General features: G+C 65.9%; 16 protein-coding genes. 11 read left to right on the top strand and 5 right to left on the bottom strand.

Annotation, left to right across the window (positions count from 1 at the left end):
* Positions 1–31 precede the first annotated feature (31 nt).
* Together otnI and HZI36_RS04005 are read right to left on the bottom strand one after the other, a co-directional pair.
* Positions 32–808 (bottom strand): 2-oxo-tetronate isomerase, encoded by a 777-nt coding sequence (gene otnI / locus HZI36_RS04010; protein WP_179401347.1) that lies wholly within the window; start codon positions 806–808, stop codon positions 32–34.
* Positions 809–857: 49 nt separating this feature from the next.
* On the bottom strand, positions 858–2,042 hold the full coding sequence (locus HZI36_RS04005; protein ID WP_246326951.1) for a GlxA family transcriptional regulator: 1,185 nt from the start codon (positions 2,040–2,042) through the stop codon (positions 858–860).
* A gap of 268 nt (positions 2,043–2,310) precedes the next feature.
* On the opposite strand from HZI36_RS04005, the gene HZI36_RS04000 reads away from it, so the two are divergent.
* From HZI36_RS04000 to HZI36_RS03975, 6 genes are read left to right on the top strand one after another with little or no spacing between them, the layout of a single operon-like run.
* On the top strand, positions 2,311–3,699 hold the full coding sequence (locus HZI36_RS04000) for an L-serine ammonia-lyase (RefSeq protein WP_179401346.1): 1,389 nt from the start codon (positions 2,311–2,313) through the stop codon (positions 3,697–3,699).
* 15 nt (positions 3,700–3,714) lie between these two features.
* Positions 3,715–4,959: a sarcosine oxidase subunit beta family protein gene (locus HZI36_RS03995; protein WP_179401345.1), complete on the top strand. Its 1,245-nt coding sequence runs from the start codon at positions 3,715–3,717 to the stop codon at positions 4,957–4,959.
* Positions 4,960–4,985: 26 nt separating this feature from the next.
* The gene (locus HZI36_RS03990) at positions 4,986–5,297 is read left to right on the top strand and encodes a sarcosine oxidase subunit delta (RefSeq protein ID WP_179401344.1); all 312 of its coding nucleotides are present in this window, start codon (positions 4,986–4,988) and stop codon (positions 5,295–5,297) included.
* The gene (locus HZI36_RS03985; RefSeq protein ID WP_179401343.1) at positions 5,294–8,305 is read left to right on the top strand and encodes a sarcosine oxidase subunit alpha family protein; all 3,012 of its coding nucleotides are present in this window, start codon (positions 5,294–5,296) and stop codon (positions 8,303–8,305) included. Before HZI36_RS03990 ends, HZI36_RS03985 begins: the two co-directional genes overlap by 4 nt.
* On the top strand, positions 8,295–8,942 hold the full coding sequence (locus HZI36_RS03980; protein WP_179401342.1) for a sarcosine oxidase subunit gamma: 648 nt from the start codon (positions 8,295–8,297) through the stop codon (positions 8,940–8,942). The genes HZI36_RS03985 and HZI36_RS03980 overlap by 11 nt, the downstream gene beginning before the upstream one ends.
* The gene (locus HZI36_RS03975; protein ID WP_179401341.1) at positions 8,939–9,385 is read left to right on the top strand and encodes a dihydroneopterin aldolase; all 447 of its coding nucleotides are present in this window, start codon (positions 8,939–8,941) and stop codon (positions 9,383–9,385) included. Before HZI36_RS03980 ends, HZI36_RS03975 begins: the two co-directional genes overlap by 4 nt.
* A gap of 70 nt (positions 9,386–9,455) precedes the next feature.
* Here HZI36_RS03975 and HZI36_RS03970 read toward each other — a convergent pair whose 3' ends face one another.
* The gene (locus HZI36_RS03970; protein ID WP_179401340.1) at positions 9,456–10,136 is read right to left on the bottom strand and encodes a lytic transglycosylase domain-containing protein; all 681 of its coding nucleotides are present in this window, start codon (positions 10,134–10,136) and stop codon (positions 9,456–9,458) included.
* 294 nt (positions 10,137–10,430) lie between these two features.
* Here HZI36_RS03970 and HZI36_RS03965 point away from each other — a divergent pair, with 294 nt between their 5' ends.
* From HZI36_RS03965 to HZI36_RS03950, 4 genes are all read left to right on the top strand, one after another.
* Positions 10,431–11,876 carry an NAD-dependent succinate-semialdehyde dehydrogenase gene (locus HZI36_RS03965; RefSeq protein ID WP_179401339.1) on the top strand — a complete coding sequence of 482 codons (1,446 nt, stop codon included), beginning with the start codon at positions 10,431–10,433 and terminating at the stop codon, positions 11,874–11,876.
* A 72-nt stretch (positions 11,877–11,948) separates the two neighbouring features.
* The gene (locus tag HZI36_RS03960; protein ID WP_179401338.1) at positions 11,949–13,232 is read left to right on the top strand and encodes a 5'-methylthioadenosine/S-adenosylhomocysteine nucleosidase family protein; all 1,284 of its coding nucleotides are present in this window, start codon (positions 11,949–11,951) and stop codon (positions 13,230–13,232) included.
* Between the two features lie 35 nt (positions 13,233–13,267).
* Positions 13,268–13,669, top strand: a complete 402-nt coding sequence (locus HZI36_RS03955) for a hypothetical protein (protein WP_179401337.1) — start codon at positions 13,268–13,270, stop codon at positions 13,667–13,669.
* Between the two features lie 25 nt (positions 13,670–13,694).
* The gene (locus HZI36_RS03950; RefSeq protein ID WP_179401336.1) at positions 13,695–14,168 is read left to right on the top strand and encodes a VOC family protein; all 474 of its coding nucleotides are present in this window, start codon (positions 13,695–13,697) and stop codon (positions 14,166–14,168) included.
* 107 nt (positions 14,169–14,275) lie between these two features.
* Here HZI36_RS03950 and HZI36_RS03945 read toward each other — a convergent pair whose 3' ends face one another.
* Complete coding sequence (locus tag HZI36_RS03945) at positions 14,276–14,620, bottom strand: hypothetical protein (RefSeq protein WP_179401335.1); 345 nt, start codon at positions 14,618–14,620, stop codon at positions 14,276–14,278.
* 137 nt (positions 14,621–14,757) lie between these two features.
* Here HZI36_RS03945 and HZI36_RS03940 point away from each other — a divergent pair, with 137 nt between their 5' ends.
* Entirely contained in the window at positions 14,758–15,123 is a 366-nt protein-coding gene (locus tag HZI36_RS03940; protein ID WP_179401334.1) for a hypothetical protein, read from the top strand.
* Between the two features lie 34 nt (positions 15,124–15,157).
* Here HZI36_RS03940 and HZI36_RS03935 read toward each other — a convergent pair whose 3' ends face one another.
* Positions 15,158–15,505 (bottom strand): hypothetical protein, encoded by a 348-nt coding sequence (locus HZI36_RS03935; protein WP_179401333.1) that lies wholly within the window; start codon positions 15,503–15,505, stop codon positions 15,158–15,160.
* Positions 15,506–15,572: the final 67 nt, after the last annotated feature.

The following is a 15,572-nucleotide window of genomic DNA, read 5'->3' as shown; positions in this document are numbered from 1 at the left end:
TCCGCGCACGCCGGGGGCTTTCCCGGTCCGATCACAGATACGGCTTCAGCCAGCCGAGCCCGTCGGACGTGCCTGCCTTCGGGCGGTATTCGCAGCCGATCCAGCCATCGTAGCCGAGCGCGTCGATCACATCGAACAGATACGGATAGTTCAGCTCGCCGATATTCGGCTCGTGCCGCTCCGGCACGCCCGCGATCTGAATGTGGCCGATCCCCGCGATATCGCGCTTCAGTTTCATCGCAACATCGCCTTCGACGATCTGGCAGTGGTAGCAGTCGAACTGCACCTTCAGGTTCGGTGCGCCGACCTCGGCGCAGATCGCATGCGCGTCGTCCTGGCGGCTCACGAAGTAGCCGGGCATGTCGCGCGGGTTGATCGGCTCGATCAGCACCGTGACGCCGTCGGCGGCCGCCGCCTGCGCGGCATGCGCGAGGTTCGCGACGTACGTCGCATGATGGCGCGCGCGGTCCTGGCCGGGCGCGAGCAGGCCGGCCATCACATGCAGCTTCCGGTTGCCGATCGTGCGCGCGTACGCGAGCGCGGTGTCGATCCCGCGCCTGAACTCGTCCTCGCGGCCCGGCAGCGACGCGGTTCCGCGTTCGCCAGCGGCCCAGTCGCCCGGCGGCGCGTTGAACAGCGCCTGCGTGAGCCCGTGCGCGTCGAGCCGCGCGCGGATCGCGTCGGCGGGGAAATCGTACGGGAACAGGTACTCGACCGCGTTGAAGCCATCCTTCGCGGCGGCGGCGAAGCGGTCGAGGAACGCGTGCTCGGTGTACATCATCGAAACGTTGGCGGCGAAGCGCGGCATGACTGGAATTCCCGAAGAGAAGGTCGATGTCTATTGGTATGATGAAATATCAGCCAAGCGGAACCGGCCCGGCTTCGTCTTCCGGAAACGCGCCGGCGTCGTCGTGCGGAAGCGGGGCGCCACCGGGCGAAGCGTCGCCCGGCCACGCGTCGCCTGGCGCGAGATCGAGCCCGGCGTCGCCAGCCCCAATATTGCCAGCCTCGTCGCCAACCCCATCTCCCGCCGGCGCGCCTTTCTCCCGATAGGTCGCGGGCGGCACGCCGAACTGCTTGCGGAACTCGCGGCCGAGGTGCGACGCGTCGGCGAAGCCGCAGCTCGACGCGATGTCGGCGACCGTGCGGTCCGAGCTCGTCAGCAGCCACGCGGCGGTGCGCAGCCGCACCTGCTTCGCGAACGCCTGCGGGCTCTTGCCGGTCTCCGCCTTGAACAGCCGCTCGAGCTGCCGCGCGGACAGGTCGAGCTTGCACGCGAGCTCCTCGAGCGGCAGCGCCCGGCCGACGTGTTGTTCCATCAGCAGAATCGCGCGCTTGACCTTCGGGTGCGTGGCCGGCTCGAGGCCCGGCGGATGCGGCTGCGGCGCGTTGCCCTTCTGCATCTCGCCGACGAGCAGGATCCGCAGCGCCTTCTGCACGGTCGCGTGATCGAAGTGGCGCAGCAGGATCGCGGCCGCGACGTCGATCGACGCGCGCCCGCCGGAGCACGTGATCCGGCGCCGGTCGATCACGAACAGGCGGTCGGCGATCAGGAGGTCCGGATCGGCGGACGGGAAGCGCTCGATGAAATCCCAGTAATGGAACCAGCTCACGCAGATCCGGTGCGCGGCGAGCACGCCCGCGCGCATCAGCGTGAATACGCCGGTGCAGATCCCGACGATCGTCGCGCCGCGCTCCGCCGCGCGGCGGATGAACTGCAGCGTCTCCGGCCCCGCCTGCGGCCCGGAGTGCAGCAGCCCGCCGACGACGACTACGTAGTCGAACGGTTCGGCATCGTCGAACGTCTCCCACGGCGTGATCTGGATCCCGCAACTCGCGCGCACCGGCGCGAGCGTGTCGCCGATCACGCTCCACGCGCATCGCACCGGCTTGCTGTAGTCGCCGTCGTCGGCGGACAGCCGCAGCATGTCGACGAAGCCGGAGAACGCCGTCAGCGTGAAGTTCGGCAGCAGCACGATGCCGAAGCGGATGCGCCGCGGCGCGGGCTCGGCGAGGGGAGAGGCGGGTAAGTCGGCGGTCATTGAGCAAATATCGTGACAGGCTCGCGAAGGCGGGCGGAACTCGGGGCGGCGGCGCGGTAGCCTTCGCTGCCAGCGTCGCCGAACGGGCACGCGCGGACTTGCGTTTTTCCGCCGCGAACCATCGTCAAAACGCCCATCGGGCACGTTGGACGAGGCGGTTGGCGGTGTCGTCCCACGCCGATGCCGTTTTTGTTCTATCGGCCGATTTTACGCTTTGGTGTACTGGCGTCCATCGTCACTTACCGCGTTTGAACGCAGAGAGACCCAGATGAACGTCAGCGTTTTCGACCTGTTCAAGATCGGCATCGGCCCGTCGAGCTCGCATACGGTCGGCCCGATGATCGCCGCGTGCCGCTTCGCGTCGCACGTCGAGGATGCGAACCTGCTCGGCTTCGTGCGCAGCGTGCGGGTCGAGCTGTACGGCTCGCTCGGCGCGACCGGCAAGGGGCACGGCACCGACAAGGCGGTGCTGCTCGGCCTCGAGGGGCATCTGCCCGACCAGATCGATCCGGACATCATCGAGCCGCGGCTCGCCGCGATCCGCGCGGAGAAGTCGCTGTCGCTGCTCGGCCGGCAGACGGTCCGTTTCGACGAGAAGGAGCACATCGGCTTCTACCGGAAGCTGATGAACGGCACGGGCAGCGTCGTGCACTCGAACGGCATGCGCTTTCAGGCATTCGACGAGCACGATCAGTTGCTCGTCGAGAAAGAGTATTACTCGATCGGCGGCGGCTTCGTCGTGAACCGCGACGGCGATCGCGTGAACGGCGTGCGCGCGATGGCGGAGGTGCCATATCCGTTCCGCACCGGCGAAGACCTGATGCGCGTCTGCCGCGAAAGCGGGCGGTCGATCGCCGAGGTGACGTTCGCGAACGAATGCGCGTCCCGGTCGCCGGAAGACGTGCGCGCCGGGCTGCTGACGATCTGGCGCACGATGGCCGCGTGCGTCGAGCGCGGCTGCAAGGTCGAGGGCAATCTGCCCGGCCCGATGCAGGTGAAGCGCCGCGCGGCGGAGATGAGCAACCACCTTCGTTCGCGTTCCGAAGAATCGCTGCGCGATCCGCTGTCGATGCTCGACTGGGTGAACCTGTACGCGATGGCCGTCAACGAGGAGAACGCGGCGGGCGGCCGCGTCGTCACCGCGCCGACGAACGGCGCGGCCGGCGTGATCCCGGCGGTGCTCCATTACTACGTGAAGTTCGTGCCCGGCTCGAATGACGACGGCATCGTCACGTTCCTGCTCACGGCCGCCGCGATCGGGATCATCTACAAGGAAACCGCGTCGATCTCCGGCGCGGAGGTCGGCTGCCAGGGCGAGGTCGGCGTCGCGTGCTCGATGGCCGCCGCCGCGCTCGCGGCGGTGATGGGCGGTACGCCCGATCAGGTCGAGAACGCGGCCGAGATCGGGATGGAGCACAACCTCGGGATGACGTGCGATCCGGTCGGCGGGCTCGTGCAGATCCCGTGCATCGAGCGCAACGCGATGGGCGCGATCAAGGCGCTGAACGCATCGCGGATGGCGCTGAAGGGCGACGGCCAGCACTATGTGTCGCTCGACTCGGTGATCAAGACGATGCGCGAGACCGGCGCCGACATGAAGACGAAATACAAGGAGACGTCGCGCGGCGGTCTGGCCGTGAACGTCATTGAATGCTAACGAAGGGTGCATGAAATGAGCCGCTATTCGATATTCAGCCTGTTCCGCAACGGTCTGTCCTACCACGAGAACTGGGAAAAGCAGTGGAGGAGCCCGGAACCGAAGAAGGAATACGACGTCGTGATCGTCGGCGGCGGCGGCCATGGGCTCGCCACCGCGTATTACCTCGCGAAGGAGCACGGCATCACGAACGTCGCGGTGCTCGAGAAGGGCTGGATCGGCGGCGGCAACACCGCGCGCAACACGACGATCGTCCGCTCGAACTATCTGTGGGACGAATCCGCCGCGCTCTATGAGAAGGCGATGAAGCTGTGGGAAGGGCTGTCGCAGGACCTGAACTACAACGTGATGTTCAGCCAGCGCGGCGTGATGAACCTCGCGCACACGCTGCAGGACGTGCGCGACACCGAGCGCCGCGTGAACGCGAACCGGCTGAACGGCGTCGACGCCGAGTTCCTGACGCCGCAGCAGATCAAGGAAATCGAGCCGACGATCAACCTGAACAGCCGCTATCCGGTGCTCGGCGCGTCGATCCAGCGCCGCGCGGGCGTGGCGCGCCACGACGCGGTCGCGTGGGGCTTCGCGCGCGGCGCGGACCGCGCGGGCATCGACATCATCCAGAACTGCCAGGTGACGGGCATCCGTCGCGAAGGTGGCGCGGTCGTCGGCGTCGATACGGTGAAGGGCTTCATCAAGGCGAAGAAGGTCGCGGTCGTCGCGGCCGGCAACACGACGACGCTCGCCGACATGGCCGGCGTGCGGTTGCCGATCGAAAGCCATCCGCTGCAGGCGCTCGTGTCGGAGCCGATCAAGCCGGTCGTCAACACGGTGATCATGTCGAACGCGGTGCACGCGTACATCAGCCAGTCCGACAAGGGCGACCTCGTGATCGGCGCCGGCATCGACCAGTACACGGGCTTCGGCCAGCGCGGCAGCTTCCAGGTCATCGAAGGCACGCTGCAGGCGATCGTCGAGATGTTCCCGGTGTTCTCGCGCGTGCGGATGAACCGCCAGTGGGGCGGTATCGTCGACGTGTCGCCGGACGCGTGCCCGATCATCAGCAAGACCGACGTGAAGGGCCTGTACTTCAACTGCGGCTGGGGCACCGGCGGCTTCAAGGCGACGCCGGGCTCGGGCTGGGTGTTCGCGCACACGATCGCGCGCGACGAGCCGCACGCGCTCAACGCGGCATTCGCGCTCGACCGCTTCTACAACGGCCACCTGATCGACGAACACGGCGCCGCCGCCGTCGCGCACTGACCGCCAACCGCCACGAGGAGAACCTTATGTTGCTGATCGAATGTCCGTGGTGCGGCCCGCGCGCCGAATCCGAGTTCACGTGCGGCGGCGAAGCCGACATCGCGCGTCCGCTCGATACCGAGAAGCTGTCGGACCGCGAATGGGGCGAATACCTGTTCATGCGCGAGAACCCGCGCGGCATCGCGCGCGAGCAGTGGCTGCACACGCAGGGCTGCCGCCGCTGGTTCAAGGTCGAACGCGACACCGTCTCGTACGACATCAAGGGCTACGAAAAATTCGGTGGGAGCGCGAACGGCGCGTCCGCCGCCAACGCCAAGCAAGAGGGCACCAGCAAATGAGCCAGAAAGACCGTCTCGGCACCGGCGGCCGCGTCAATCGCGCGATTCCGCTGACCTTCACGTTCAACGGGCGCACGTACCAGGGCTTCCAGGGCGACACGCTCGCGTCCGCGCTGCTCGCGAACGGCGTGCACTTCGTCGCGCGCAGCTTCAAGTATCACCGTCCGCGCGGGATCGTCACCGCGGACGTCGCGGAACCGAACGCGGTCGTGCAGCTCGAGTCCGGCCCGTACAGCGTGCCGAACGCGCGCTCGACCGAGATCGAGCTGTATCAGGGCCTCGTCGCGACCAGCGTGAACGCTGAACCGTCGCTCGAGAACGACCGCTACGCGATCAACCAGAAGCTGTCGCGCTTCCTGCCCGCCGGCTTCTACTACAAGACGTTCATGTGGCCGCGCAAGATGTGGCCGAAGTACGAGGAGAAGATCCGCGAGGCAGCCGGCCTCGGCAAGGCGCCCGACACGCTCGATGCCGATCGCTACGACAAGTGCTACGCGCACTGCGACGTGCTCGTCGTCGGCGGCGGCCCGACGGGCCTCGCGGCCGCGCATGCGGCGGCGACGGCCGGCGCGCGCGTGATCCTCGTCGACGATCAGCGCGAGCTCGGCGGCAGCCTGCTGTCCGGCCGCACCGAGATCGACGGCAAGCCGGCGACGCAGTGGGTCGAGAAGATCGAGGCGGAGCTGCGCAAGCTGCCCGACGTGAAGATCCTGTCGCGCAGCACCGCGTTCGGTTATCAGGACCACAACCTCGTGACCGTCACGCAGCGGCTGACCGACCATCTGCCGGTGTCGATGCGCAAGGGCACGCGCGAGCTGCTGTGGAAGGTCCGCGCGAAGCGCGTGATCCTCGCGACCGGCGCGCACGAGCGTCCGATCGTGTTCGGCAACAACGATCTGCCGGGCGTGATGCTGGCGGGCGCGGTGTCGGCCTACATCCATCGCTACGGCGTGCTGCCGGGCCGCGAGGCGGTCGTGTTCACGAACAACGACCGCAGCTATCAGGCTGCGCTCGACCTGAAGGCGTGCGGCGCGAAAGTGACCGTCGTCGACGCGCGCGCGGCGACCAACGGCGCGCTGCCGGCCGCCGCGAAGCGCCAGGGCGTGACCGTGATGAGCGGCGCGGTCGTGACGGCCGCGTCGGGCAAGTGGCGCGTGTCGTCGGTCGACGTCGCGTCGTACTCGAACGGCCAGACGGGCGGCAAGCTGTCGACGCTGCCGTGCGACCTCGTCGCGATGTCGGGCGGCTTCAGCCCGGTGCTGCACCTGTTCGCGCAGTCCGGCGGCAAGGCGCACTGGGTCGACGAGAAAGCGTGCTTCGTGCCGGGCAAGGCGGTGCAGGCGGAAGCGAGCATCGGCGGCGCGGCCGGCGAGTTCGATTTCGCGCGCGCGATGCGGCTCGCGATCGACGCGGGCGTGGAGGCTGCGAAAGCGGCCGGCTTCAGCGCCGCGCAGCGTCCGGCTGTGCCGCAGATCGCGGACGTCGCGGAAGGCCCGCTGATGCCGCTGTGGCTCGTCGGCAGCCGCGAGGCCGCCGCGCGCGGGCCGAAGCAGTTCGTCGACTTCCAGAACGACGTGTCGGCGGCCGACATCCTGCTCGCCGCGCGCGAAGGCTTCGAGTCGGTCGAGCACGTGAAGCGCTACACCGCGATGGGCTTCGGCACCGATCAGGGCAAGCTCGGCAACATCAACGGGATGGCGATCCTCGCGGGCGCGCTCGGCAAGACGATCCCCGAGACCGGCACGACGACGTTCCGTCCGAACTACACGCCGGTCACGTTCGGCACGTTCGCGGGCCGCGAGCTCGGCGATTACCTCGATCCGATCCGCAAGACCTGCATCCACGAATGGCATGTCGAGCACGGCGCGATGTTCGAGGACGTCGGCAACTGGAAGCGTCCGTGGTACTTCCCGAAGAAGGGTGAGGACCTGCATGCGGCGGTGAAGCGCGAATGCCTCGCGGTGCGCAACAGCGTCGGCATTCTCGACGCGTCGACGCTCGGCAAGATCGACATCCAGGGCCCGGACGCGGTGAAGCTGCTGAACTGGATGTACACGAACCCGTGGAACAAGCTCGAGGTGGGCAAGTGCCGCTACGGGCTGATGCTCGACGAGAACGGGATGGTGTTCGACGACGGCGTGACGGTGCGCCTGGCCGACCAGCATTTCATGATGTCGACGACGACGGGCGGCGCCGCGCGCGTGCTGACGTGGCTCGAGCGCTGGCTGCAGACCGAATGGCCGGACATGAAGGTGCGCCTCGGGTCGGTGACCGACCACTGGGCGACGTTCGCGGTCGTCGGGCCGAAGAGCCGCAAGGTGCTGCAGAAGGTCTGCCAGGACATCGACTTCGCCAACGACGCGTTCCCGTTCATGAGCTATCGCAACGGCACCGTCGCGGGCGCGAAGTCGCGGGTGATGCGGATCAGCTTCTCGGGCGAGCTCGCGTATGAAGTGAACGTGCCGGCGAACGCCGGGCGCGCGGTGTGGGAAGCGCTGATGGCCGCGGGCGCCGAGTTCGACATCACGCCGTACGGCACCGAGACGATGCACGTGCTGCGCGCGGAGAAGGGCTACATCATCGTCGGTCAGGATACCGACGGATCGGTCACGCCGTACGACCTCGGGATGGGCGGGCTCGTCGCGAAGTCGAAGGACTTCCTCGGCAAGCGCTCGCTGACGCGCTCGGACACCGCGAGGGACAACCGCAAGCAGTTCGTCGGCCTGCTGACCGACGACGCGCAACACGTGCTGCCCGAAGGCGCGCAGATCATCGCGAAGGACACGCAGGTGTCGACGACCGATCCGACGCCGATGATCGGCCACGTGACGTCGAGCTACTACAGCCCGATCCTCGATCGCTCGATCGCGCTGGCGGTGGTGAAGGGCGGACTGAACAAGATGGGCGAGAGCGTCGTGATCCCGCTGGCCGACGGCCGGCGCGTGACCGCGAAGATCGCGAGCCCGGTTTTCTACGATACCGAAGGGGTGCGTCAGCATGTGGAATGAAACGAGAAACCAGACGGCGGTCGCCGACGCGCCGGTGGCGCGCGGCGGCGTAGTGGGGCTCGAGTCGCCGTTCGTCGGCACGGCCGATCTGCTGAAGACGCATCAGGCGCGGGCGTCGAAGAAGTTCGCGATGCGTGAGCGCGCGTTTCTCGATCTCGTGAACGTGCGCGGCGAGCTGTCCGATCCGGCGTTCGTCGACGCGTTCGAGCGCGTGGTCGGTTGCCAACCGCCGGCCGCGCCGAACACGGTCGCGAAGAGCGCCGCCTACGACGTGCTGTGGCTCGGCCCCGACGAATGGCTCGTGCGCTCGAACGGGCCGGTGCAGGCGGGCGTGCTCGAGGCGAAGCTCGCGGAAGCCGTGCAGGGGACGTATTCGGCGGCGGTCGACGTCGGCAGCGGCTTCACGGTCGTCGAGATCACCGGCGAGCGCGTGCGCGACGTGCTGGCGCGCGGCTGCCCGCTCGATCTGCACCCGAGCCTGCTGCAGCCGGGCCAGTGCGCGCAGAGCCACTACTTCAAGGCGTCGATCGTGCTCGTGCCGACCGGTGACGACACGTTCGAGATCGTCGTGCGCCGCAGCTTCGCCGACTACTTCTGCCGCATGATGCTCGATGCGGCTGAGCCGCTCGCGTCATGAAGCCGGTCGAGGCGCCGTTCGCCGCGCTCGATCCGCACCGCGTGCGCGGGCGCGGCTGGAGCGTGTTCGTCGACGGGTTGACGGTGGCGGTGCGAATCGGCATCCATCCGCACGAGCACGACGGGCCGCAGCCGGTCGTGATCGATGCGCGGCTCGGCTATCGCTGCGAGCCGAGCGAGGCGGGCGAGTGGATCGACTACGACGGCTACTGCGCGCGCATCGCCGCGTTTCTCGCGAGCAAGCCGCATACGCGGCTGCTCGAAACGCTCGTCGCCGACATCGCGGTGCTGTCGTTTCGCGAATGGCCGGCGCTCGAGACGCTCGAGCTCGCGGTGCACAAGCCGAAGATCCGCCCCGGGACGAAACGCGTCGGCGTCGCGCTGGACTGGACGCGCGCGGATTACTCACGATGGAGTCAGGCGGCGGCGCGCGAGCGGAGCTGACGCGGCGCGCGCGGACGTGACATGACGCGACGCGCGGGGTGACGGCGTGACCCGATGCGGTCGCGCACGCTCACCGTGAGTCGAGCGTCATCGTCGTCGACGACGTTCGTTCGAAACCCGCCGCGGATGCGGGCGAAGGCGCGCTCGGCAAGCCGCCGGTCGTGAATTGCGCGGCCTCGGTGCCGTGCGGCTCGAGCACGCGCCGGAACGACTCGACGCGCTGCTGCACCATCTCCGCATAGGCGTGCGAGCCGCCGTAGTTCTTCAGCGCGGCGTCCATGTCGCCGCCGTTCATCCTCACGTAGCCGGACAGGATCTTCGAGCCCGCGTCGACGTTCGCGTTCGGCTCGGTCAGATCCTTCACGTTCCTCAGCATGCCGCGGTGCGCGGACGGCACGACCTGCATCAGCCCGGTCGCGCCGCGCGGGCCCTTCGCCTTTTCCTTGAAGCGCGATTCGATCGAGATGATCGCGAACACCATCGCGGGCGGCAGCGAGTATTTGGCCGCCGCGACGTTCACGATGTCCGCGAGCTGCACGGCCTTTTCCTTCGCCATGCCGAATTTTCTGGTCAGGTATGCGGTGATGCGCGCGTCGCGACGCGTCTGCGACGCTGGTAGTGCAGCCGACGCCAACTGGGGCTCCGACGCGGATTGCGTCGCGGAAGCCGCGAGCGGCTCGGATGCCTGTTGTGCCGACGCCTGATGCGCCACGCCCACCGAAAGCGCGATCAGGCAGAGTAACCGTCGCATGGCCGGGAAGTCCTGGGATCGGGGAGGGAGATAGTATATCGGCCAATTGTCGGAGGTGAACCGATCTGACACTCTTTGACGAGCGGCGGGTTTTGAGCTTGCGTGATCGGCCGCGAGACTCGAGGGCCATCTCGGGGGCCACTCAGGGGCCATCCCAGGGGCCGTGAAGCGCGTCCGATCCCGATCGGCGCCGACACTGCGGAATCCATCGATTTCCGGCAAAGTAGCGGTTTGTCGTTGCGTATCGCGGGCGCCGCTCGCGAGCGCGTTGTCTGTATCGAACAGGAGAACAGCATGGCGATTGCGGGTTACGTGGATACTCGGCTTTTCATCGACGGCGAATGGTGCGATGCGGAAGGCGGCAAGACGCTCGACGTCGTCAATCCTGCAACCGGCGGCGTGATCGGCACGGTCGCGCGTGCGTCGATCGCCGATCTGGAGCGCGCGGTCGCGGCCGCGCAGCGCGGTTTCGACCAGTGGCGCAAGGTGCCCGCGCACGAGCGCGCGGCGCTGATGCGCAAGGCGGCCGCGCTCGTGCGCGAGCGCGCGGACGCGATCGCGCGCCTGATGACGCAGGAGCAGGGCAAGCCGCTCGGCGAGTCGCGCATCGAGGTGCTGTCGGCCGCCGACATCATCGAATGGTTCGCGGACGAAGGCCGCCGCGTGTACGGCCGGATCGTGCCGCCGCGCAATCTTGCGGTGCAGCAAACGGTCGTGAAGGAGCCGGTCGGCCCGGTCGCCGCGTTCACGCCATGGAACTTCCCGATCAACCAGGTCGTGCGCAAGCTCAGCGCGGCGCTCACGACCGGCTGCTCGTTCCTCGTGAAGGCGCCGGAAGAGACGCCCGCGTCGCCGGCCGAGCTGATCCGCGCGTTCGCGGACGCCGGCGTGCCGAAGGGCGTGATCGGGCTCGTGTACGGCGATCCGGCCGAGGTGTCGGGCTTCCTGATTTCGCATCCGGTGATCCGCAAGATCACGTTCACCGGCTCGACGCCGGTCGGCAAGCATCTGGCGGCGCTCGCGGGCCAGCACATGAAGCGCGCGACGATGGAACTCGGCGGGCACGCGCCGGTGATCGTCGCGGAGGATGCGGATCTCGCGCTTGCGGTGAAGGCGGGCGGTAGCTTCAAGTTCCGCAACGCGGGGCAGGTCTGCATCTCGCCGACGCGCTTCCTCGTGCACAACAGCATCCGCCGCGAGTTCGAGCAGGCGCTCGTCAAGGTGGCGGAGGGGCTGAAGATCGGCGACGGCCTCGCCGACGGCACGAACCTCGGGCCGCTCGCGAACGCGCGCCGGCTGACCGCGATGGCGAAGATCGTCGAGGACGCGCGCGCGACCGGCGCGACGGTGGCGACCGGCGGCGAGCGGATCGGCAGCGCGGGCAACTTCTTCGCGCCGACCGTGCTGACCGACGTGCCGCTGAATGCGGACGTGGTGAACAACGAGCCGTTCGGCCCGATCGCGGCGATCCGCGGCTTCGATTCGCTCGACGAAGCGATTGCCGAAGCGAACCGGCTGCCGTTCGGCCTCGCCGGCTACGCGTTCACACGCTCGTTCGCGAACGTGCACAAGCTCACGCACGGGCTCGAGGTCGGGATGCTGTGGATCAACCAGCCGGCGACGCCGTGGCCGGAGATGCCGTTCGGCGGCGTGAAGGATTCCGGGTATGGGTCGGAAGGCGGGCCGGAAGCGCTGGAGGCGTATCTCGTCACGAAGTCGGTGACGGTCGCGGCGGGCTGAATCGTAGTCTGAGTGGCGGTTGCGGGGGCGGCGCGCCGTGCGCCGCTCTCCGCCGCGTCAAGGATGACCGAAATGAACGATAAATCGAAGGCGGATTTGGAATCATGGACGCTCATCATATTGGAGTACGCCCGCCACTTTGCGGACCGGGAGAGCCGGACCTGGTTTTCGGGGGCGGATATCTCGACCAACTACGATATTGCGCGTGCCGAATTCAATGAAACGGGCAAGGTCACCAGCGCAATAGGGTGCCTGGTCAGCCACCTGCCGCACGATCACGTGAACGGCGGCCTCGATTTCAACAAGATCGGCGCCATTACCGATTTGATGATGGCGCGGGGGCTGCTTGAGGACGCGAAGAATTTCATCTATAAGGACAGCAAAACGATCACGCTGAAGGGGCGCGAATATCTCGCGATGCACGAGTTGTCCGCGAAACCCGAGCTGTCTGACGATGCGTGTCGCGTCGTCATCATCACCATTCGCGACGACGAATATCTGGCGGTGTTCGATCGCCTGCAAGACACGCATATTTTCCTCGGCACCCATCGGACCTACGTCAATGCGACGCTCAAGCATGCATCGGGCGCCGACGTTTCGGTGTATCTGATCAAGCAGGCGGAGCAGGGGCCGAACGCGGCGCACGACACGGCTCGCGATGCGATCGAGGATCTCGATCCCGATCTGATCGTCGTGTCGGGTATTGCGGGCGCCGCTCCCGATAATGAATTTACGTTGGGCGACGTCGTCGCGGTGACGCGATTCCATGATTTTGTCGTCGGCGCCGCGAAAGATGGCGGTGTCATCGAAGTCGCCGACCAGGGCGGGCCGTCCGCCAAAAGGGTGCAGGATCTGATCGCGCTGCTTCCGGCGCTCTCGAAGGGGCCGATCGCCTATTGGCGCGACCCGCGAGAGCTGACCGTCGCCCGGCCCACCATCGACCTGTCGAACTGCACGACGTATGGCGGCGACGCGTGGGAAAAGAAGGTCAGGGAATCCCTCGAGACAAATTTCGGCCCGACAGGGCGGAATTTTCCGATCGTCACGGGCAGGGCGATCGCGTCGAGCGGGATGCTCGTCAAGGATGCGGCGCTGCTCAAGCGCTGGATCGAAAGCTCTCGGGAAATTTGCGCGGTCGAAATGGAACTGTCGGGCGTGTATGCCGCGTCGCGGCGCGCGGACAAGGACTATCCGATTCTGGCGATCCGGGGGATCAGCGACGTGGTCGGCCTGAAGCGGGATGCGAACTGGACCGCCTATGCGTGTCAGACCGCGGCGTCGTTCGGTATCGCGTTGCTGAAGCATGCGCCGCTCGAGCTCATTGCCGGGAAAGGAAAGGATTCGAAGGGCGTTTAAGCGCACGTATCGCGAACGACGCAGGGGAATACATCATGTCAGGCGAATGGAAGTATCGCGTCAGACTGTTTGTCCAGCGTTTCTGGCAGCCGACCAGCGCGTGCATGACCTGCATGCCGGGGAGCTGGAGCAACGTCCTGAGTGGTGCCCACTGGGCGATTGCATTCCAGACGGGACTGTTCACCGGAATGCTGGCGGTACTGCTGACTTTCACGCCGGCGGCGAAACTCTACGCGCACCGATACGGCAATGCGCTGGTCGTCGGTTGCCTGACGACGTTGGGTGACGCTTACTCGCACACGAGCCACTACCGTATCCCCGTTGTCGAGCACGTCGTGACCGGTGTCATTTCCGGGCTATTCGCGCTGGCCGCGTCCTATCTCCTCGAAGATCGCGCGCGGCGCATCCGGGCGGTTTGGGCTCGGGTTGTCGGATAGTTTGTTCTCTAACAGGAGATTTGCGATGACGATTCAAAAGATTACGCCTTTTCTTTGGTATTCCGCGGAGGCCGAGGAGGCCGCTGCTTTCTATGTGGGCATCTTTCCGGACTCTCGCGTGATTCGGGTGACGCCGGTGCCGAGCGCGGGTTCCACGAAGCTCGTCGAGTTCGTTCTCTTCGGGCAACCCTTCTTCGCGATGAGCGCGGAGCGAACCGAGTCGTTCAATCATTCGATATCGTTGCTGGTCAGCTGTACTGATCAGGCGGAGCTCGACCGCTACTGGGACGCGCTTCTCGCGGGTGGCGGGGCGACCGACGGCTGCGGGTGGCTGAGAGACCGCTTCGGCGTGTCGTGGCAGATCGTTCCGGCCGATCTCATTCCGATGATGGCCGATCCCGATCCGGTCAAGGCCACGCGTGTTGCCCAAGCGATGATGCGGATGACGAAGTTCGACGTCCGCGCGTTGCAGGCCGCTTATGCGGGGACGGCGGGTTAGCGGGCGTTGAACGGCGTGTCTTTCGCGTGCGGCAGGATTTCGGTGACTGAGTCGGAGAACCTTATTTCCCAGTCGGGAGCGTCGATGCCCGCCGGAAAAGAGATCTGTCACAAGCAATATGAAATGAATCCGAGGATCCACAGCGCGACGAGAATCCACGATTCAATGACAAAGATCGTTTGATCGTATGGATTGCGGGGAGCTGAGCACTTCGCGTAAATGACGTAAATCAGCGTAAAGAGAGGGATCGTGATCCACGTGGCAAGTGTGAAGCAAATGAAATTGACGGGGCGGTCGACGAAGATTCCGCTGTGAAATCCACCAACGTGCACATACCAGTAAGCAAAGCCGGCCCACGGAAGCCACAATCCGATGACGGTTGCAATTGCGAGCGTGATCGCACTGGATGACGGGCCGGAGCCGGAGTTTTCTAGATCGGACGAGTGACTCATGAGCGTCGCTGATTCGTTGTGTAAGGAAAATGTGAACGTTTCAAATTGTGACGTATACGATGTCATTGCCGAATCGACCAAGACTACAATCCTATCAGGCTGTAGCGGAAGATAAGAGGACGAACAGACAACGAGCCATGACAAGAGTGATCCGATTCCGGGTTCGGCCGGTATATCATGGCAGCCAACTGCTGGTCGAGATACTTGACGACCATCGCGCAGATGGCTTCCCGAATGTCGCTGCGATCCTGCAAGATGCACTGCACTCAGTTCAAGTACCGCATCCCAATGACCTCGATGCTCCGGTGGTCGCTTTGTATCAGGATCGCTACTTCAGTTATTGGACGTATGCCGGCGGCCACTACGAAATTGACGATGACATTTGGGCATTGTTCGTCAGTGCCGCAGTCAACAATTCGTCGATTATCGCGGATGTTGAGCAGGCGCTTTTATCCACTGGAATGTTCGTCAAGGAAGACGTGGATTTCGACCAGTTCAAATGAGTTGATGTGCCTGATCCTCGATGCGTGATGTCTGTCATCGAATGCTTCGCCTCCTCTGCCTGCCCTTCCTCCAGCCCAGAAAGTTGGCCACTGCCGCCGCGATGAACGTGACGAGCGTGGAGGTCGACGACGCAATGAGTACCTTCTCCTTCGCATCCGGCGACGGCGCTGCCGGTTGGGATGGGGACACGGAAGAAAATCGGACTGCCGGCGCGCCTCCCGGCAATGCACGCGTCGCGTTTTTCGGCTGCACCGCAGCGCCTTGCGGCAACGAACTCGGCAATTCGTCACGCACGAAAAGCATAGCCGTTACGCAAAAAAAGCCCACGAAGAGCCCCAGAAATAACCGGCAAAACAACTCGAGCCTGGTGAGGTTCGCCACGCCTGCCTCCGCCGTCGTCGACGGTTGTCACGCGCTTATTTTGCGCCGAAATCTCGCGGAGGAATGC

Origin of the sequence: Burkholderia guangdongensis (assembly GCF_013403875.1) — a bacterium.
Classification (GTDB): Bacteria; Pseudomonadota; Gammaproteobacteria; order Burkholderiales; family Burkholderiaceae; genus Burkholderia; species Burkholderia guangdongensis.
The sequence above is the reverse complement of the archived record's forward strand: the minus strand, read 5'-3'. Positions and strand labels throughout refer to the sequence as shown.